Consider the following 19,124-nt stretch of genomic DNA (forward strand, 5'->3'; position numbering starts at 1 on the left):
GGCCTAGCAAAGGAATCCAGCGGTCGGTCTTTTGTATAAATTCATACATATGCGCTTATATATTGCTTCCGCTGGAAATTTGACCTGTGTTATTTTCTATGACAGCCTGACAAGAACCTCGAATGCACACGAGCATCTGCCCCGTTCGGACAGTGACGTCGCGGGCGTCCGCCGGATGGCTCATCCGACCGCGGAACGATGGCCAGCCCAGACCGGATGAGGGGTTCTCATGCTACTGGCTTCCACCGCAGGTCCGGCCCTGCAGGCCGCGGGCTTCATCGGGACCTGGAATACCGATGTTCCAGCCGGTCGATCCGTGCTCGACCTGGGCGCCGCCTCCGTGCTCGCGGGCAATCCCGGCTTGGTCGGCAAGCCTGTACCCCTGGATGTCGCCCTTGGGCGGATCCACCCGGAGGACCGCGACAGGGTCTTCGACACGATCCAACGCCTTCGGCAGGCCGGCGGATCGGTCGCCATCGCGTTCCGCATCCTGACCGGGGCCGGCGAAACCCGCTGGATCCTCAACCAGGGCCATCTGGCGCCCGACGAGACCGGGCGCCTGCACGGGTGCGGTGCCTATATCGACATCACGGAGTTTCACGGCGGCTGGGCGTCACCGCGTAGCGGCGTCCTGGGACCGGCGGAGACGCTCGACGCGGCGGCCGATCATTGCATCCAGGCCCATACCGCCCTGGAGCGTCATGGGGACGCTTCCCTGCACATGCTCTCGCGGATGCTGCTGCTCGGGGTCGGACGCGCGCTCGCGCAGCGCGCGTCCTGAGCCCAGCCTTACGTCCGCCAGGGATGGGCCGGCAGTTCGGTTTGGCCGATGGCCTTCGCGCCGGCCTCCGCGACCGTGTGGTCGTTTTCCACCGTGGAGCCGCTGACCCCGATGGCGCCCGACATGACACCGTCGGCGTCGACGATCGGGATCCCGCCCGGGAAGGTGATCAGCCCGTCGTTCGAATGCTCGATCCCGTAGAGCGGGCCGCCGGGCTGCGACAGCTGGCCGATCTGGCCGGTCATCATACCGAAGAACACCGAGGTCTTGGCCTTCTTGTGGGCGATGTCGATGGAGCCGACCCAGGCATCGTCCATGCGGTGGAACGCCTTGAGGTTGCCGCCGGAATCCACCACCGCGATGCACATCTGGGTGCCGAGCTCGATCGCCTTCGCCCGTGCTGCAGCGATCGCCTTATCGGCCTGCTCAATCGTGACGTGCATGGAACACTCCCCTTGGCGGTTTCTGCGCGACAGCCTGTGACCGTTTGAAGCGGCGGGCGCAAGCTCAGCCGGCGCGCTCCCGGGCAGTGCGGATGCGCTCGAGCAGATCGGACGCCAGCGCCGCGCAGGACGCGGCATCGGGACAGGGCTGTTTCCAGACCACGCGGCCCTCGCGCAGGATGACGCCATCCGTGACCGGCAGGGCGGGCAGCGGCCGGTCCGGCCTGAGATCGGCCGCCACGCCCTGCGGGCCGCCCCGAAGCCGCGCGACGCCCAATTCGCAGCAGGCCGCGCGCAGCCGGGCGAGGTCGAACAGGGCGAGCATTGGCGCAGGGGCGGCACCGAACCGGTCCTCCACCTCACCGGCCAGGGCGTCGATCGCCTCGACCTCGCGCATGCGCAGGAGGCGGGTGTAAAGGCTGAGGCGGATCTCCGGCTCCGGCACGTAATCCTCGGGGATCCGGGTCGGCAGGCCGAGCTCGATCTCCGGGCTCCAATCCTCGGCGCGTCCGCCCTTGGCAGCAGTCAGCGCCAGTTGCAGCAGATGCTGGTAGAGGCCGAGCCCGACGAGCTTGGCGTGGCCGGCCTGATCCTCGCCGACGAGGTCGCCTGCGCCGCGCAGGTCGAGGTCCCGGGCGCTGACCGCGAAGCCGGCGCCGAGCCGGTCCAGGGCCTCCAGGGCGCGCAGGCGTTGGAGCGCTGCCGGCGGCGGGGGCGCAGCGGGGTCGCTCAGCAGGTGGACGGTGCCGCGCCGCTGGCCGCGGCCGACCCGCCCGCGCAGCTGGTGGAGCTGGGCCAACCCGAATTTCGCGGCCTCCCAGACCAGCATCGTGTTGGCCCGGGGCACATCGAGCCCGCTCTCCACAATGGCGGTGGCGAGCAGCACGTCGCCGTCGCCCTCCGCGAAGCGGACCATGACCTCGTCCATGGCCGACGGCTTCAGGTCCCCGTGGGCCACCAGGATCGAGAGATCCGGCACGAGGGCGCGCAGGCGCTCGGCCATGGAGGCGATGTCCTCGATCCGCGGGCAGACCACGAAGCTCTGGCCGCCCCTGCGGTTCTCGCGAACCAGCGCCTCACGCACCGCCTCGGCATCGTAGGGCGCCACGACGGTCCGGACCGGCTGACGCAGGGCCGGGGGCGTGGCGAGCACGCTCAGGCTCTGGAGACCGACGAGCGCCGCCTGAAGCGTGCGCGGGATCGGGGTCGCGGTGAGGGTGAGCACATGGCCGCCTTCGGCCAGACGACGCAGGTCCGCCTTCATCTTGGCGCCGAAGCGCTGCTCTTCGTCGATCACCGTCAGGCCGAGATCGGCGAACTGGACGCCCTTGCCGGCCAGCGCATGGGTGCCGACCACCAGCCGGACCGTGCCGTCGGCGAGCCCCGCCTTGACCCGCTTGGCCTCAGCCGGCGCCACGAGGCGGGAGAGCTGCGCAACCGCGATGCCGAACCGGCCGAAGCGGCGGCGCAGGATCTCGGCGTGCTGGCGGGCCAGGACGGTGGTCGGGGCGATGAGCGCCGCCTGCTTGCCGGAGAAGACAGCCGCCGCCAGCGCCCGTAAGGCCACCTCGGTCTTGCCGAAGCCGACATCGCCGCAGACCAGCCGGTCCATCGGCCGACCGGAGGCGAGGTCGGCCATCAGTTCGTCGATCGCAGCGGACTGATCCGGGGTCGGGGCGAAGCCGAAGCCGGCGGCGAAGCGCTCCATGTCCTTGGCCGGGGGCGCCAGGACGGAGGCCGCGGTCTCCCGGCGGGCACGGGCGGCTTCCAGCATGATCCGGGCGGTCCGCGCCATCGTGGCCTCGGCCTCCAGGCGGCGGCGGGGCCAAGTGCCGCCAGCGAATTTGCCGCCGTCGAGCTTGTCGAGGGTGACGGCGTCGGGCTCCGGTCCGTAGCGCCAGATCCGGTCCGACTGGGAAACCGGCACCATCAGGATCGCGTCACCGGAAAAGCGCAGGCGCAGGGCCTCGGAGGCCTCCTCGCCCTGGGTCGCCACCGGCTCCAGCCCCTCGAACACGCACAGGCCGCGGTCGCGGTCGACCGCGACGTCGCCGGGGCGCAGATCGACCTCGCCCATCGGCAGGATCGCCCGGGCGCCCCCCGTGACCGCGGCATCCGGCCCGAACAAGTCCGCGGCGGCAATGACGGTCGCGCTCTGGTCGGGTGCCCGGAAGCCGGCTCCCAGCGGCGCCTCCAGGGCGAGGACGTCCCCCGGGGCCGCCTTGGCGACGTCGGCCCAGGCATCGATCAGGCGGATCGGGCGCTCGGCGATCTTGCCGGTCTGGCGCACCAAGCGTCGCAGCGGCTGGCGGCTGCCCGCCAGGACGATCACGTCGCCGGCCTTCAGCCGCTCGCGCAGCAGCTTGGCGAAGGCGGTGCCCGGCCGACGCTCCCGGGCGAAGGATTGCAGCGTCAGCGGCTCGCCGGCCGCCGCGGTGGCGGCGATCCGGTCATGGGCCGCCACGATGTCGCGCCATGCCTGCGGCGTGAGGTAGAGGCCCGCCCCGGCCTGCCCCCGGCCGCCGAGCCGGCCTCTTGCTTCCTCCATCTGCTCGAACACGGCGTCGATCCGGGCCTGCGTGCCGTCCTCGACGACGAGGCGGGCCGCCGGCACGTAGTCGAGCAGAGTGACGAGGCGCGGGTAGTAGCGCTCGAGCCGGTGCTCCTGGCCGGTGAACGGCTCGAAGCTCTGCCCGGAGCCGGGCTCCAGGACGATCTCGGTCGCGGGATCGATCACGAGTTCGTCCGTCTCGGCGACCGAGCGCTGCGAGATCGCATCGTAGGAGCGGATCGCGGTGACGCGGCCGTCCGCATGCTCGATCCGGCAGGGGCGCGGCGCTGCGGCCGGAAACACCTCCACGGTGCGGCCCCGGACGGCGATCTCGCCGGGCTCGTCGACCCGCTCGTCCAAGATATAGCCGAGGCGCTTGAGGTCGGCCGTCGCCGCCGCGACGTCGAGGGGGTCGCCGACCCGAAGCGTCACACGGGCCGTCGCCCAGGTCTCCGGCGGGGGCACCCGCTGGATCAGGGCCGGGGCGGTCGTCAGCACGAAGGCGGGCAGCGCGTCCCGGTCGGTCAGCCAGCGCATCAGTGCGGCCCGGGCGCCCATGGTGGCCCGGGACGGCGAGGCGTGGTCGAAGGGCAGGCAATCCCATTCGGGGAAGATCGCGACCCGGGCCTCGGGATCGAGCGCCCTGAGCGTCGCGGCCAGCTCCTCCAAGCGGCGGCCGTCCCGGGCGACGTGGACGAGGGGCGCGGCCCCCGCCCCGTAGCCCAGGAGCGCCACCGCCAGGGCCCCCGTAGGCATCAGCGGCGCGTCCTCGACGCCCTGCTGCGCGCCCGGCTTCAACTTGCGATTGGCCATGCCGATCCGAATCCGTGTTCCTCGTGCCGCCAACGCAGCGTGGGCCGCCGGGGCTCCCGGGCGCGGCAATCCCGTCCACAGCGCGGATGTCGCGGATCGGATTCGCGTCGGTCCGGAGGTGCAGGTGACATCACTCCGACAGAAGCGGCCGCTACGTCGACCCGACACCGGGCGGAGATCGGGGGCGAGAACACGGATTCGTGAACATGACCCAGCACGATGCCGGTCGACACCCCGCGTCGCCACCACGCAGCGTGAGGGACGTCGATACAATTTAAGATTGCAAACCGCGGCGGAGCAATCAGGCGTGGCGGGGTGTCAGACCCGCATGGTGACGATCGCCGGTCGGGATCCGAACCGTTCGTTCGAGAGCTTATCCGCGCGCAAACCCTATGTTGGCCGTATCGCCGGAACTGCGTTGCATGGACTCGCTTGGGAGGGTCGAGGACGTGGGTTATGACCCCTCCGTGTCGCGGACCCAGACAATGCCCCGCTCGTCGGGTTTCGAGCCCCAGCATCCCCAGCGTCTGGCCGCCCTGCGCGCCTACGCCATCCTCGACACGCCTCCGGAACGGGCATTCGACGAGATCGTCGAGATGGCCGCAAAGGCCTGCGGCACGCCGATGGCCCACATCACGTTCATCGACGCCGACCGGCAATGGATCAAGGCCGCGGTGGGCCACGCGCCGCGGGCGATGCCGCTGGATTCCGGGTTCTGCACCGAGGCGCTGCGCGAAGACGGCATCCTGATGCTGCCCGATCTCGCGGCGGAGCCGGATCGCGCCGGCAATGCTCTTGTCACCGGGGAGCCGCACCTGCGCTTCTACGCGGGCGTCGCCCTGGTGACGCCCGATGGCTGGGCCATCGGGACGCTCTGCGTGCTGGATCAGGAGCCGCGCACCCTGACCGACCAGCAGGTCTTCATCCTGAGCGCGCTCGCCCGGGCGGTGATGGCGCAGCTGGAATCGCGCAGCGCCGAGGCCGCGCTACGCCGCAACGAGGAGCGCCACCGCTCGCTGTTCGCCTTCCTCAATGCCGGCTTCTGCCTCGTGGAGATGATCTTCGCGGAGGACAACCGCGCGGTCGATTACCGCTTCCTGGAGGTCAATCCCGCCTTCGAGCATCTGGCCGGCCTGACCGACGTGGTCGGCCGCACGATGCGGGAGCTGGTGCCTGGCCACGAGCAGCACTGGTTCGACCTCTACGGGCAGGTCGTGCGGACCGGAGAGCCGGTCCGGTTCGAGCAGCCGATCGCAGGTCTCGGCCGCTGGTACGACGTGCACGCCTACCGGGTCGACGGGCCGATGCGGAACCGCGTCGCGATCCTGTTCAACGACATCACCGAGCGCCGCCGGAGCGAGATGACCCTCCAGGCGCGGGAGGCCGAGTTGCGCCTCGTCGCGGACGCGATGCCGGTGCTGATTGCCTTCATCGACCGCAACCTCGTCTACCGGTTCGCCAACGCCGCCTACGAGACCTGGACGGGCCTGTCCGCCGCCCATGTGGTGGGGCGGACCGTGATCGACCTCCTCGGCCCCGAGGCGTTCGCGGCGCGGCGCTCCGCCATCGAGCGGGCGCTCGCCGGTCACGAGATCCGGCACGAATGGGTCTGGACCTTCCCGGATGGCGGGAGACGGACCGCCGACACGCGCTACCTCCCCCGCCGCGGGCCGGACGGGCAGGTCGATGGGTTCTATGTGTTCGCCCACGACGTGTCCGAGCGGAAGCAGGTCGAGGACCTGCTCCAGTCGCGGGCGGAGCGCCTGGAGGCGCAGGTCGCCGCGCAGACCCGGGACCGCGACCGGGTCTGGACGTTGTCGCCGGTGCTGAAGCTCGTCTCCGACCGGGACGGGCGGGTCCAGGCGGTGAACCCCTCTTGGACCCGTGCGCTCGGGTGGTCAGAGGCGGAGACCCTGGGCCGATCCGCCCTGGACTTCGTGGCGGAGCCTGAGCGCGAGGGCGCCCGGATCGCCCTGCGGCCGCTCTGCGAGGATCGACGGGCCGAGGATGTGGAACTCGCCTGCGTGACCCATTCCGGCGACCGGCGCCGCGTGCTCTGGACGGTCGTTCCGGAGGACGGGCTGTTCTACGGGTTCGGGCGCGACATCACCGAGCAGCGCGAGGCCGAGGAGGCCCTGCGCCAATCGCAGAAGCTCGAGGCGATCGGCCAGCTCACCGGCGGCGTGGCGCACGACTTCAACAATCTCCTGACGATCATCCGCTCCTCCATGGAGTTCCTGCGCCGGCCCGACCTCGCGGAGGAGCGCAGGCGGCGCTACCTCGATGCGGTCTCCGACACGGTCGACCGGGCCGCCAAGCTCACCGGGCAGCTCCTCGCCTTCGCCCGGCGGCAAGCGCTCACGCCGCAGGTGTTCGACATCTGCGCACGGCTGCGCAGCATCGCCGACATGCTCGATTCGGTGACCGGCGCGCGGATCAGCGTCACCATCGATCTCCCTGAGACGCCCCGCTACGTGCGCGCCGACGAGAGCCAGTTCGAGACGGCCCTGATCAACATGGCGGTCAACGCCCGGGACGCCATGGACGGGGAAGGCGGCCTGACCTTGCGTCTCGACGGCGACTGCCCGATGCCGCCGATCCGCGGCCACGCCGGCGCGCGCGGGCCGTTCGTGGCCGTCCGGGTCACCGATACGGGTACCGGCATCCCGGCTCCGGATCTCGGACGGATCTTCGAGCCGTTCTTCACCACCAAGGAGGTCGGCAAGGGGACCGGGCTCGGCCTCTCCCAGGTGATCGGATTCGCCAAGCAGTCGGGCGGCGACATCGACGTGGCGAGCGCGCTGGGCGGCGGGACCACCTTCACCCTCTACCTGCCGCAGATCGCAGCCCCCGCGGCGGTGACCGAGGCCGGCGGCGACGCGCAGCCGGAGAGGGAGACGGGGCCGCAGCGGGGCCTGTGCATCCTCGTGGTGGAGGACAATCTCGGGGTCGGCCGCTTCTGCACCCAGATCCTGGAGGATCTGGGCCATGCCCCGGTCTGGACGAAATCCGCCGAGGAGGCGCTGGCCGAACTCGACAGCACGCCGGATCGCTTCGACGTGGTGTTCTCGGACGTGGTGATGCCCGGCATGGGCGGCTTCGCGCTCGCCCGGCACCTGCAGACGACGCGGCCCGACCTGCCGGTGGTGCTGACCTCGGGCTACAGCCACATCCTGGCCACGGACGACGCCCATGGCTTCCCCCTGGTGCGCAAGCCGTACGCGGCCGAGCAACTCGCCCAGGTGTTGTACGAGGCGGCCAAGCGGCGCAGCCCGCTGAAGGCGCTGGCGGCGCGCCGCATCGCGGAGGAAGGCGTAGCGCGGGACTGACGATTTTCGCGGCTCCCCCGGAGCCCCGGCGCGAGCCGCGCGCAGACGTTTTCCCCCAACTCGTAGCCCTCCAATCCTGGCCCGGCTGAGCCGCATCGTCGTTGATCCTTGTGTGCAGACGATCCGGGATGCTGCGTTTGCCGGGGCGGACGCGGTGCAGGTGGCGCTCAAGGCGCTTCGAGAGGCGGACATGCACCGTCGGCATCATTCTGCCGGATGATGCGGGGCCGAGACGGATTCTCCGGGAATTGCGCCAGTGCGCGCGCTGCGCGGCCTGCGTGCCGGACGCGGAGACTCGAACAAGGCGCGTTGGACGCAGTGGGCTTGAGCGAACGGGGAGCCGAGGCCCGACGGCAGGGGCGTTTTGTTGATCGGCACATTTTTTGTACGAGTATCGTCAGCGATTCGATCGCTCCTTAGCCAAGGAGTTCAATCTCTAATGGCAAGGACACAATACCATACGATTTAGACAACACCCATAGCAGAGACGAATTAAGATACGTGATGCTTAAAATGACAAATTGATAAACCGTCGAACAAATCCCATACAGTTCATTGAAATCTGAATTCCGACGCAACGATCATGGGCCATAGAGATGCACCAGCACGGCGGGTTACTTCACATCGGCAGGCGATTTCTTAAGGCTTCCGCGAAGCCGCTCCTGGGCATGGCAGTTCGCGTTCCGGGAGTCAGACTCGCGCTGGTGTTGCTCGCTGATGGAAAATTGTCCCGTCGATCCTCTGCAAGGCACCCGTTCGATGTCGAATATGGTGTTGAGACCAGCGGCTACATTCCAGGCTACGCCCTCACCCCGCAAGCCTCGAACGGCTATCTGGCCGCTCAACCAAGTGCCCTTCGCCGGACCTTCTCGCTTTTACCCGATGTCGAAAATCTTCACCTCATCGATCTCGGCTGCGGAAAAGGGCGCGCGATCCTCGTCGCAAGTGAATTCGGTTTTCGGTCCATCACGGGCATAGAATACAATCCAATCCTCGCCGACATCGCGCGACAGAACATCAGGCACTATAGCCAACGCGCTCAAGCATCCCGGCAACCGGTCGTCATAACTAAAGACGCGACAATCTTCGAACCACCGAAAGGCCCGATTGCAATCTTTATGTACAATCCGTTTCCGGCAGATCTGATGCAGAAAGTGATCAAAAACTTAGAGATGAGCCTGGCTCAAGATCCCAGGGATCTGTTCCTGATCCTCCTCAATCCCGTTGCCGCCCCTATGATAGATGGATCGCCGGCACTGGAGCGGTATTTTGCGGAGCAGATGCGCTATAGCTCAGATGAAGCCGCCTACGGGTCGGACCCCGACGACACCGTGGTGATCTGGCGGAACCGAGGCAATCGACATCCTCGTCCCGCCAGCGATTACCAAGCCGCGGTGACCGTCCTGTCATCGATGCGTGCCGTGCTGCATTGAACGAGGCAATGATCGTTCCGGATTAGCGACCGTCTGACTGTTGTCGTTCATGCGGGCCGCCAGTATGCGAGCCCGCGATATATTTCCCATGACCTGTTCCTTGAAAAGAATTTTGTCCCGTCGCTTGCGGCGGGTCCGCGAGGGATTGCTCGAGAACACCGGATCGCCCGGATCCTTTTCCAGGCTGGGATCCAAAAGGTATTGCCCTTCGTTCCCGGCGATGGCGTTGTTCGCGGCCCAGAATCCGCCATAATCCATCGTGACCAAAGTGGAATGACTAGATGCTGAATTAAACTCCGCTGAGTACCCTACGATCTGCTTAATTCCAGCCTCGACGGCGAACGCTTTGCAGGCCAGAAATAGCATATCAGCCGGAGATATCTCACGATTTGATTTTGAGACTTCTCTAAGGATTGACGCCGTATTGGGTCGGCCTTGCAACCCACCGATGACAAGCACCAATTTTTTCCTAATCCCGACGAGATCGCCGCGACAAACCACAAAACTCAAGGTACAGATCGAAACATCTCGGACCTGGAAAACGAATTCAAGTTCGCCTTCAAGTGGCGCCAGAGATGCTTTCCGAAGTACGATGCACTGATCACCCCCCGGATTCTTCCACAGCACGGTATTGTCTTCCACGACCAGAGTTGTGCAATCACGCATCCATTCGTGGTGGCTATATATGATCTCCCTCCTCGTGCACGTATCGAGATTGAGGGCTATATATTCGTCTAAGTATTTGCGGGCATTCACACCAGTAAAGCGGAAATACGGAACTTTATCGTTTTTGTATACAATATTAACTAATTTAACGTGTTCACGAAGCTGCTTCATCACGTAAATGATTTTACCAAGACGCTTTATAAGCAGATTCAACTGAATCTTACGGTCAACGAATATCATGTCGCTCACTCGTTGCGGCCCATGAAACCTGACGTATGGCGATAAATCTCACGCTGCGCCAGATGGAATGTGGCGGTGTGTGCAATATATTCAGCGGGCTTCCGCGGAGCGGAGGGGACGAGCGACCACGACGGTCTCTTCGGCCGGAGGCAGCGCCCTGCTCTTGGGCCTGTTCACACGCGTGGGCTGGGCCTGTTCACGCGTGTGAGCGCGGCAAACACACCGGCTGCGCCATGTCGTGACTGTCTTCGTGTGCAGGTCGTGTCAGACGCCTATCGGCCACGCGCGCAAAGCGGCTCGTAGTTCGCCGCGCTTAAATGAGGAACGCGTCCTCGTACGGGCGCTACGCCTGACTGACGACTCAGCGCAGATCATGCGCCGGGACGGCACACCGACCCTTCAGCGGACTGTGCAGCGCCGCCCGTGACGCAGACCCCTTCCAAGTCCGGCGGTCCGCCGGCGCTACATGCTCCCCCGGCAGACGGAAAGATTCGCCTGCCGGCCTCGCGCAAGGGTTGGAGAGTTCGCGTCAACCAAGCTCCGTGACGTGCACCATTCGGTTCGGAACAACGCCGTCCCCTCTCGGGTTGATGCAGTGCAGCACAACGACGGCGTCGGCGTGCTGCTGCCCATCGTGGGCGTTTCCTCCCTAGACTTCGGACCGTTCTCTGCGAACGGTCCTTTTTTTTGGCCTGTTCGAGCCAACGCGGGCTGCGGCGGCAGGTACTCAAGTAATCCTTATCGTCTACCGGCCGTCCCCGGGACCTGGCTCACGCCTCCAGGGCGAGCAGCGCGAAGGTCGCGAGCCAATGCTCGCCCATGTAGTCGCCCGCTACGTGCGGAAGCCCCGCCGCGAGGTGTGCCTCGGCGGCTGCTATCAGGACCGGCCGGCGGCGATCCTCCGAAGCGAGGGCGGAGGCGAGCGCCCGGAAGCACCACGCCCGGCTGAGGTTCAGCCCGTCGAGATGGGCGATCTTGCCGTCGCTGCGGTCGGTGACGGCGGCCAGGCGGAACAGGGTCACGGGCCGGCCCACCGCGAGATCGGGCAGGAACCGGTCGAACCAGGGCCCGAACCGCTCCGGCGGCAGCAGGCGGCGCATGCACTCGGCCTCGATCAGCGCGGAGGACAGGAAGTCGCCGCCGCCCGGCTCGCCCCAGGCGGGGCATGCCTCGTCCGCCCCGTACCAGCGCTCGGCCTTGTGCAGCAGCAGGGCCCGGAGCGCCGCATCGCCAGCTCCCTCGGCGTAGTCGGCGGCCAAGCGCAGCGCGAAGGCGGTGTTGAAATGGGTCCCGACCCGCACCGGGTAGGCGGCCAGCGGCAGGAAATCCTGGAACCGCCGGACCACGATCCCGGCGAGCGGCGCGAGCGCCTCGGCCCAGCGGGGCTCGGCCAAGCGGGCGAGTTCGTCGGCAAGCTTCAGGAGCCATGCCCAGCCATAGGGCCGCTCGAAGCCCCGGGCCGTCGGCCGACCGAGATAGGCGCATTCCCCGGCGACCTTATCGGGGGTGAGCTGGGCATCAAAATGGGCGCGGATCGCCCCGGCCTGCGTGCCGTCCGGGAACAGGCGCAGCACGCGGGCGAGCAGCCACGTTCCGTGGACGCAGGAATGCCAATCGTAGCTACCGTAGAAGACCGGGTGCAGCGCGGCGGGGGTGTGCGCGTCCTCGGGGCCGTCCAGGACATGGCCCGGCTTGTTCGGGTATTCCTGGGTCACGTGCCCGAGAGCGATGCCGGCGAAGCGGGCGGCGATCTCCGGGGTAAGGGCAGGCGCCATCGGGGGCTCCGGGTTCGGGATGGGCTGGCATAGCTGCTTCGAAGCCCACCGTCAGGACATCGAGCCGCTTTGCCGGCGCACCGTCGGATCGGCTATCGATGCCCCGGGCCGCGCCGCCGGCCGCACCGGAAGCCACCATGCGCCCCGCGCTGCTCGCCGTCCTGGCCACCCTCATGCTCCCCGTGCCGGTCTCGGCCGCGCCCGATCCGAGCCGGGACGTGTTGTGGGCGGCGCTGAAGACCTGCGTGCTGGCCAAGCGGCTCGCCAACCGGACCTTTCCGTGCCTCTCGGTGGATCTCGGCGACGGGGAGCGTCCGGGCACGGCGGTCCTGCGGGCGCCCGGAGAGCCGACCCACAGCGTCGTCATGCCGACCGACACCGTGGCGGGCTTGGAGGCGCCGGTGCTGCGGGGCCCGCGTGGGGCCGCCTACTGGCGGGCAGCGCTCGCGGCGCGCCCCTTCGTGTCGGATGTGTTCAAGGGAAAGCTCTCGCCCGACGCGGTGGGGTTGGCGGTCAACTCGGCCCGGGGCCGCAGCCAGGACCAGCTCCACATCCACATCGACTGCCTGAAGCCCAGCGTGCTGGCGGCCCTAAAGGTCCACGGCCACCAGATTCAGCGGCGCTGGAGCCGTTTCCCGGTGCCGCTTGCGGGCGATCGCTACTACGCCCTGCGGGTGCCGGAGGCGGAGGCAGCGCGGTTCAACCCGTTCGCGGTCCTGCACACTCTGCCGGGCGCCCGGCCCGACCTGCACCGGACGAGTTTTGCGGCGGTGGCAACGCCGCCGGGCGATCCCGAGCCGGGCTTCATCCTGCTGGCCTACCGGGCGCCGAGCGCCAGCGCCGAGGACGTGATGGACCACAGCTGCACGGTCGCGGACCGGGGCGCCTGAACGATCCTCAGCCGGTCTGCGGCGGCAATGCGTCGATGAGCTGGCGCAGGAACGCCCGCACCGCCTTCGGCAGCCGCCGGTCGCGCATGGCCTGGACCTGGATGCCGCGGGCGAGGCCCGCCCGGGCGAGGATCGGCAGGCTCACCAGCTCGTTGAGCCGCAGGGGCGTCTGCACCGAGAGCGCCGACATCAGCGCCAGCCCGCGCGAGCGCCGCACGAAGGGCAGCAGCGTCGAGAGGGTGTTGGCGGTCAAAACCGGCTCGACCGCGATGCCCTCCTGCACGCAGGCGGCATCGAAGGCTTGCCGCAGGGTCGTGTCCCGGGTCGTCAGCGCGACCGGATACGCAGCCAGATCGGCGAGGCGCAGGACTGAGGCGCCCGCCAGGGGATGGTCGGCGGCGGCGAGCACCCGCATTTCCACCTGCCCGTCATACAGCACCTCCACCTGCGCGGTGGGCGCCAGCGCGAAGGTGATCCCGAGATCGGCCTCCCCCACCGCCACCGTTTGGGTCACCTGCGCGGGCGGTAGGACCGTCACCTCGAAGCGGATGCCCGGATGGGCCGCGTGGAAGGCCGCGATGGCGTTCGGCACGATATCGAGGGCGAAGCCTTCGGCGCTCGCCACCCGGATCAGACCCCGGGCGAGCCCTTCGAGCTCCCGGATCTCCGTGACGACCTGCTCGGCACGGAGCAGCACCTGATGGGCGTGCTGGGCCAGTAGCTCCCCGGCCGGGCTCGGCACCATGCCGCGCGGGCGCCGCTCGAACAGGACGCAGTCGAGTTCGGCCTCCAGGTTGCCGATCTGCCGGCTGATCGCCGAGGCCGCAACGTGGAGCTGCGCGGAGGCCGCAGCAATCGAGCCCGTGCGGGCCACGGCCAGGAAGTAGCGAAGGCCCGTCGTTTGCACTATCCCACCTTGATACCACTATACAACCACGTCCGTTGCCGATTTAGCAAGGCAGCGCTCGCCAAATTCTACTTGTTGCGATCCCAGATGCACAACATCATGGCAGGGTGAAAAAGGTGGCAGCCGCGGATTGCTCCGTGTGACCTGTCCACCGCGCCGTCGGAGCCTCCATGCCGCTACGGACTCTCACCCGAGCCGCCACCTTGGCCGCCTCGCTCGCGACCCTGATCGCCGCGCATCCGGCGCTGGCCGGCAAGGCCGACGACACCCTGGTCTACGCGTCCGACAGCGAGCCCGAGAACGTCAGCCCGTACCACAACAGCGCCCGCGAGGGCGTGATCCTGGCCCGGAACTGCTGGGACACGCTGCTGTACCGCGACCCCAAGGACGGGTCCTACAAGCCGATGCTGGCCACCGCCTGGACCTGGGCGGACGATACGAGCCTCGATCTCACGATCCGCGAGGGCGTGACCTTCCACAACGGCGACCCGCTCGGGCCGGAGGACGTGGCCTTCACGTTCAACTACGTGCTGACGCCGGAGGCCCGCACGGTCACCCGCCAGAACGTCGACTGGATGAAGTCGGTGGAGGTCACCGGCCCGCATACAGTCCGCATCCACCTCAAGGCGCCGTTCCCGGCGGCGCTGGAATACCTCGCCGGCCCGACGCCGATCTTCCCGGCCACCTACTTCAAGACAGTGGGACTCGACGGTTTCGCCAAGGCGCCGGTCGGCAGCGGCCCGTACCGTATCACCAAGGTCGATAGCGGCCGCGGCGTCAACATGGAGCGGTTCGAGAAGTACTGGGCCGGTAGCCCCTTGGGGAAGCCGAAGATCGGCAAGCTGCAGTTCCGCGTCATCCCGGACGGCGAGAGCCGGATGGCCGAACTGATGACCGGCGGCGTCGACTGGATCTGGCGGGTGCCGAGCGATCAGGCCGAGCAGTTGCGCGCCGCCCCGAACATCACGGTGCTCAACTCCGAGACCATGCGGGTCGGCTTCCTGCAATTCGACACGCTCGGCCGTGCCAAGGAGAACTCGCCCCTCAAGGACGTCCGCGTCCGGCAGGCGATCTCCTACGCCATCGACCGCAAGGCGATGGTCGACAACCTCGTGCGCGGCGCCTCCCGGGTGATGAACGCCCTGTGCTTCGTCGATCAGTTCGGCTGCACCGACCAGGGTGTGATGCGCTACCCCTACGACCCCGCCAAGGCCAAGGCACTGCTTAAGGAAGCCGGCTACGAGAAGGGCTTCGAGATCGACCTCGGCGCCTATCGCGAGCGGGACTACGCCGAGGCGGTGATCGGCTATCTCGGCGCCGTCGGCATCAAGGTGCGACTCAATTACCTGCGCTACGCGGCCTTCCGGGACTCCCTGCGGGCCGGTAAGATCTCCATCGGCTACCAGACCTGGGGCTCGTTCTCGGTTCTCGACGTCTCGGCCTTCGACGGCGTGTATTTCCGCGGCGGCGAGGAGGATCTGACCAAGGATCCACAGGTGATCGCCGACCTCCAGAAGGGCGACGGCTCCACCGATCCGGAGACCCGCAAGGCCGCCTACGCCAAGGCGCTCCAGCGGATCGCCGCCGAGGCCTACGCCCTGCCGATGTTCTCCTACTCGACCAACTACGCCTTCACGTCGGACCTGAACTTCACCGCTCAGCCCGACGAGGTGGCGCGCTTCTACGCGGCGTCGTGGAAGTGAGGGGGGCCGCCGCATCGCAACGGTCCCCCTCCCCCCTCTGCGGGGGAGGGTACCCTGCGAAGCAGGGGGGGAGAGGGGAGCCCGGCTTCAGGATCCGGCGCAGCCTTCATGAAGGCCGATGTCTCCTCCGGCACCGTCGCTCCCCTCTCCCGACCCGGCCTGACGGCCGGCCCACCCTCCCCCGCAGAGGGGGGAGGGAGAACCCGCCGCGAGTTCCGCATCTCCAAAAGGAAGCCTGAGCCATGCTGGTCTTCACGGTCCGGCGCATCCTGGTCGCCCTGGCGGTCGCCTTCACGGTGTCGGTGGCGAGCTTTCTGCTCCTCCACCTCTCGGGTGATCTCGCCACCGCGATCGCCGGGCCCGAGGCCACCGGACCGCAGATCGCCCAGATCCGCCAGGATTACGGGCTCGACCAGCCGATGCTGACCCAGTTCCTCACCTGGGGCTGGCGGGCGCTGCACCTCGATTTCGGCAATTCCTTCTACTTCCGCGAGCGGGTGATCGACCTGCTGGCCGCCCGCCTGCCGATCACTCTCTATCTCGGCTTCATCGCGCTGGCCGTGGCGTTGTTCGTGGCGATTCCGCTGGGCGTCGTCGCGGCCGTGAAGCGGGATACCTGGATCGACCGCACGGCGCTGGCCGTCTCGGTGCTCGGCCAGGCGATGCCGAGCTTCTGGTTCGGCCTGACGCTGATCCTGATCTTTTCCGTGAATCTCCGCTGGCTGCCGGTCTCAGGCAACGCCACGTGGAAGAACTTCGTCCTGCCGGCGATCGCGCTGGGCTACTACGCGATGCCCGCCGTGATGCGGCTGACCCGCAACGGCATGCTGGAGGTGCTGGCCTCCGACTACGTCCGCACCGCCCGCGCCAAGGGCCTGCCGCCCAGAAAAATCCTGGTGCGCCATGCGCTCCGCAACGCCGTGATCCCGGTGATCGCCCTGTCGGCGGTGCAGTTCGGGTTCATGCTCGGCGGCTCGATCGTGATCGAGGCGGTGTTCTCGCTCCAGGGCCTCGGCCAGCTGGCCTGGGAATCCATCGCCCGCAACGACTTCCCCGTCGTCCAGGCGATCGTGCTGGTTCTGGCCATGATCTACATCGGCCTGACGCTCGCGGCCGACCTGCTGAACGCCTTCCTCGATCCGCGCCTGCGCCAGGCATGAGGATGGAGCCCGCCATGAGCCTCCCCCCCGACACGGCGGCGCTCGCCGCCCCCGCCCTGCCCCCGGACGTGCCGATCGCCCTGGCGCCGGTGCCCTCCCCGACCCGCCTGATCCTGCGGCGGGGCCTGCGCCACACCGGCTTCCTGATCGGCGCCGGGATCCTCGGGCTGATCGTGCTGGCGGCGCTCGCCGCCCCGCTGATCGCCCCGCACGACCCCTACGCGCAGGATGTGTCCCGCCGCCTGATCCCGCCGATCTGGCAGGCCAAGGGCACCTGGGACCATGTGTTCGGCACCGACAAGCTCGGCCGCGACTACCTCAGCCGCCTGCTCTATGGCGGCCAGATCTCCCTGCTGATCGGCCTCTCGGCGGCTTTGATCTCCGGGCTGATCGGCACGGTGCTCGGATTATGCGCCGGCTATTTCGGCGGCTGGGTCGATTCGGTGGTGAGCTACATCGTGACCACGCGGCTCGCCATGCCGGTGGTGCTGGTGGCGCTCGCCATGGCGGCGCTGGTCGGCGGCTCCCTGAAGGTGGTGGTGCTGGTGCTGGGCTTCCTGCTCTGGGACCGCTTCGCCGTGGTGACGCGCGCCGCCACCCAGCAGATCCGCAACCAGGATTTCGTCAGCGCGGCTCGGGCAGTCGGGCTCTCGGACCTGCGCATCATCGGCCAGGAAATCCTGCCCAACCTCATGAACGCCCTGATCGTGGTGGCGACCCTGGAGATGGCCCACTCGATCCTGCTGGAGGCTGCCCTGTCGTTCCTCGGGCTCGGCGTGCAGCCGCCCCTGCCCTCCTGGGGCCTGATGATCGCCGAGGGCAAGCAGTACATGTTCTTCCAGCCCTGGGTGATCACCATCCCGGGCGTGGCGCTCCTCCTCCTCGTGCTGGCGATCAACCTCTTGGGGGATGGCCTGCGCGACATCACGGCGCCCGAGGCGCGCCACTGACGATGCCCTCCGGCGAAGATCCGGGCGGCACGGCACCAAAATGTTTCACGGGAAACACACCATGACGCGAGACGCCGCCATCGCGCGCGCCACCGACAGCTTCGATTCGGGCGCGTTCCTCGCCCTCCTGCGGGAGGCGGTGGCGATGCCCACCGAGAGCCAGGCCCCCGGCCAGGAGGCGGCTTTGCGCGCCTATCTCGATGCCTTCATCACGCCGCTGGTCACCCGGCTCGGCTTCGCGCCCCCAAAAGTCTTCGACAACCCGGATGGCGTGCACGGCCCGTTCCTGATCGCCGAGCGCCACGAGGGCGTCGACCTGCCGACCGTGCTGATCTACGGCCACGGCGACACGGTGCGGGGCTACCCCGAGCAGTGGCGCGCGGGCCTCGGCCCCTGGGAGATCGTGGTCGAGGGCGACCGCTGGTACGGGCGCGGCACCGCCGACAACAAGGGCCAGCACGTCCTCAACCTCGCGGCTCTGGAGCAGGTGATCGCGGCCCGCGACGGGCATCTGGGCTTCAACGTGAAGCTGCTGATCGAGATGGGCGAGGAATCCGGCTCCCCGGGCCTGCGGCCGTTCTGCCGGGCTCAGGCGGAAGCGCTGCATTCCGACGTGCTGATCGCCTCGGACGGCCCCCGCCTCAACGGCGAGCGCCCAACCCTCTTCCTCGGCTCCCGCGGCGCCTACAATTTCGAACTGAGCCTCGATCTGCGGGAAGGCCCGCACCATTCCGGCAATTGGGGCGGCCTGTTGCGCAACCCCGGCACGGTGCTGGCCTCGGCCATCGCCTCGATGGTCGATGCGCGCGGCACCATCCTGGTCCAGGCCCTGCGGCCGCCGCCGATCCCCGAGGGCGTGCGCGCGGCTCTGGCCGATATCCGCGTCGGCGAGGACCCGACCGCGCCGAAGATCGATTCCGACTGGGGCGAGCCGGGCCTGAGTCCGGCCGAGCGGGTCTTCGCCTGGAACACCCTCGAAGTCCTGGCCTTCAAGACCGGCGATCCGGACGGGCCGCTCAATGCCGTGCCGCCCCACGCCAAGGCGACCCTGCAATTGCGCTTCGTGGTCGGCACCGATTGGCAGAATCTCATCCAGAACGTGCGCGCCCATCTCGACGCGCACGGCTTCCCGATGGTCGAGGTCCGGCCCGCCCGCGCCGCCGAGGTTTTCCAGGCGACCCGGCTCCCGGTGGAGGACCCTTGGGTCGAATGGGCCCTACAGTCGATCGAGGCGAGTTCCGGCAAAAAACCGGCGCTGCTGCCCAATCTCGGCGGCTCGCTGCCGAACGATGCGTTCTCGGAGATCCTGGGGTTGCCGACCCTCTGGGTGCCGCATTCCTATCCGGCCTGCCGCCAGCACGGGCCGGACGAGCACATGCTCGCCTCCGGCACCCGAGAGGGTCTGGCGATCATGGCTGGCCTGTTCTGGGATCTGGCCGAGGCCGGACCCGACATCCTCCGCCGCCGCACCGCGAGGGCCTGA

13 protein-coding genes are annotated in these 19,124 nt (G+C 68.2%); 8 read left to right on the forward strand and 5 right to left on the reverse strand.

What is annotated here, in order from left to right:
- Positions 1 to 229: 229 nt before the first annotated feature.
- A complete protein-coding gene (locus MKK63_RS26685) occupies positions 230 to 781 on the forward strand; it encodes a PAS domain-containing protein (protein ID WP_244006928.1) in 552 nt (183 codons plus the stop codon).
- Between the two features lie 8 nt (positions 782 to 789).
- Here MKK63_RS26685 and MKK63_RS26690 read toward each other — a convergent pair whose 3' ends face one another.
- Positions 790 to 1,224: a GlcG/HbpS family heme-binding protein gene (locus MKK63_RS26690; RefSeq protein ID WP_243924497.1), complete on the reverse strand. Its 435-nt coding sequence runs from the start codon at positions 1,222 to 1,224 to the stop codon at positions 790 to 792.
- Between the two features lie 64 nt (positions 1,225 to 1,288).
- Positions 1,289 to 4,588 (reverse strand): DEAD/DEAH box helicase, encoded by a 3,300-nt coding sequence (locus MKK63_RS26695; RefSeq protein ID WP_244006929.1) that lies wholly within the window; start codon positions 4,586 to 4,588, stop codon positions 1,289 to 1,291.
- Positions 4,589 to 5,073: 485 nt separating this feature from the next.
- Between MKK63_RS26695 and MKK63_RS26700 the strand changes: the two genes are divergently transcribed.
- Together MKK63_RS26700 and MKK63_RS26705 are read left to right on the forward strand one after the other, a co-directional pair.
- Positions 5,074 to 7,917 (forward strand): PAS domain-containing protein, encoded by a 2,844-nt coding sequence (locus tag MKK63_RS26700; RefSeq protein ID WP_244006930.1) that lies wholly within the window; start codon positions 5,074 to 5,076, stop codon positions 7,915 to 7,917.
- Positions 7,918 to 8,585: 668 nt separating this feature from the next.
- A complete protein-coding gene (locus tag MKK63_RS26705; protein WP_244006931.1) occupies positions 8,586 to 9,350 on the forward strand; it encodes a class I SAM-dependent methyltransferase in 765 nt (254 codons plus the stop codon).
- Here MKK63_RS26705 and MKK63_RS26710 read toward each other — a convergent pair.
- Complete coding sequence (locus tag MKK63_RS26710) at positions 9,324 to 10,256, reverse strand: DUF535 family protein (RefSeq protein WP_244006933.1); 933 nt, start codon at positions 10,254 to 10,256, stop codon at positions 9,324 to 9,326. The genes MKK63_RS26705 and MKK63_RS26710 overlap by 27 nt on opposite strands.
- Positions 10,257 to 11,026: 770 nt before the next feature.
- Positions 11,027 to 12,031, reverse strand: a complete 1,005-nt coding sequence (locus tag MKK63_RS26715) for a DUF2891 domain-containing protein (protein WP_244006935.1) — start codon at positions 12,029 to 12,031, stop codon at positions 11,027 to 11,029.
- Between the two features lie 137 nt (positions 12,032 to 12,168).
- Between MKK63_RS26715 and MKK63_RS26720 the strand changes: the two genes are divergently transcribed.
- Positions 12,169 to 12,921 carry a CDP-diacylglycerol diphosphatase gene (locus tag MKK63_RS26720; protein WP_244007006.1) on the forward strand — a complete coding sequence of 251 codons (753 nt, stop codon included), beginning with the start codon at positions 12,169 to 12,171 and terminating at the stop codon, positions 12,919 to 12,921.
- A gap of 7 nt (positions 12,922 to 12,928) precedes the next feature.
- On the opposite strand, the gene MKK63_RS26725 is transcribed toward MKK63_RS26720, so the two are convergent.
- A complete protein-coding gene (locus tag MKK63_RS26725; protein WP_244006936.1) occupies positions 12,929 to 13,828 on the reverse strand; it encodes a LysR family transcriptional regulator in 900 nt (299 codons plus the stop codon).
- Positions 13,829 to 13,998: 170 nt separating this feature from the next.
- Here MKK63_RS26725 and MKK63_RS26730 point away from each other — a divergent pair, with 170 nt between their 5' ends.
- The 4 genes from MKK63_RS26730 to MKK63_RS26745 all read left to right on the forward strand — a co-directional run bounded on the left by MKK63_RS26730 (position 13,999) and on the right by MKK63_RS26745 (position 19,124).
- Positions 13,999 to 15,531 carry an ABC transporter substrate-binding protein gene (locus MKK63_RS26730; protein WP_244006938.1) on the forward strand — a complete coding sequence of 511 codons (1,533 nt, stop codon included), beginning with the start codon at positions 13,999 to 14,001 and terminating at the stop codon, positions 15,529 to 15,531.
- Positions 15,532 to 15,773: 242 nt separating this feature from the next.
- Complete coding sequence (locus tag MKK63_RS26735) at positions 15,774 to 16,691, forward strand: ABC transporter permease (protein ID WP_244006941.1); 918 nt, start codon at positions 15,774 to 15,776, stop codon at positions 16,689 to 16,691.
- Positions 16,692 to 16,705: 14 nt separating this feature from the next.
- Positions 16,706 to 17,641 (forward strand): ABC transporter permease, encoded by a 936-nt coding sequence (locus tag MKK63_RS26740; protein WP_244006944.1) that lies wholly within the window; start codon positions 16,706 to 16,708, stop codon positions 17,639 to 17,641.
- A gap of 61 nt (positions 17,642 to 17,702) precedes the next feature.
- Entirely contained in the window at positions 17,703 to 19,124 is a 1,422-nt protein-coding gene (locus MKK63_RS26745; protein WP_244006946.1) for a M20 family metallopeptidase, read from the forward strand.

Source organism: Methylobacterium sp. J-088 (assembly GCF_022829295.1).
Lineage (GTDB): Bacteria > Pseudomonadota > Alphaproteobacteria > Rhizobiales > Beijerinckiaceae > Methylobacterium.

What these genes read in the sequence shown, in the direction of transcription:
- MKK63_RS26700 (WP_244006930.1), top strand. Translation starts at nt 5,074, where the DNA reads ATGCCCCGCTCGTCGGGTTTCGAGCCCCAGCATCCCCAGCGTCTGGCC.
- MKK63_RS26720 (WP_244007006.1), top strand. Translation starts at nt 12,169, where the DNA reads ATGCGCCCCGCGCTGCTCGCCGTCCTGGCCACCCTCATGCTCCCCGTG.
- MKK63_RS26715 (WP_244006935.1), bottom strand. Translation starts at nt 12,031, where the DNA reads ATGGCGCCTGCCCTTACCCCGGAGATCGCCGCCCGCTTCGCCGGCATC.
- MKK63_RS26740 (WP_244006944.1), top strand. Translation starts at nt 16,706, where the DNA reads ATGAGCCTCCCCCCCGACACGGCGGCGCTCGCCGCCCCCGCCCTGCCC.
- MKK63_RS26705 (WP_244006931.1), top strand. Translation starts at nt 8,586, where the DNA reads ATGGCAGTTCGCGTTCCGGGAGTCAGACTCGCGCTGGTGTTGCTCGCT.
- MKK63_RS26745 (WP_244006946.1), top strand. Translation starts at nt 17,703, where the DNA reads ATGACGCGAGACGCCGCCATCGCGCGCGCCACCGACAGCTTCGATTCG.
- MKK63_RS26735 (WP_244006941.1), top strand. Translation starts at nt 15,774, where the DNA reads ATGCTGGTCTTCACGGTCCGGCGCATCCTGGTCGCCCTGGCGGTCGCC.
- MKK63_RS26710 (WP_244006933.1), bottom strand. Translation starts at nt 10,256, where the DNA reads ATGATATTCGTTGACCGTAAGATTCAGTTGAATCTGCTTATAAAGCGT.
- MKK63_RS26695 (WP_244006929.1), bottom strand. Translation starts at nt 4,588, where the DNA reads ATGGCCAATCGCAAGTTGAAGCCGGGCGCGCAGCAGGGCGTCGAGGAC.
- MKK63_RS26730 (WP_244006938.1), top strand. Translation starts at nt 13,999, where the DNA reads ATGCCGCTACGGACTCTCACCCGAGCCGCCACCTTGGCCGCCTCGCTC.
- MKK63_RS26685 (WP_244006928.1), top strand. Translation starts at nt 230, where the DNA reads ATGCTACTGGCTTCCACCGCAGGTCCGGCCCTGCAGGCCGCGGGCTTC.
- MKK63_RS26690 (WP_243924497.1), bottom strand. Translation starts at nt 1,224, where the DNA reads ATGCACGTCACGATTGAGCAGGCCGATAAGGCGATCGCTGCAGCACGG.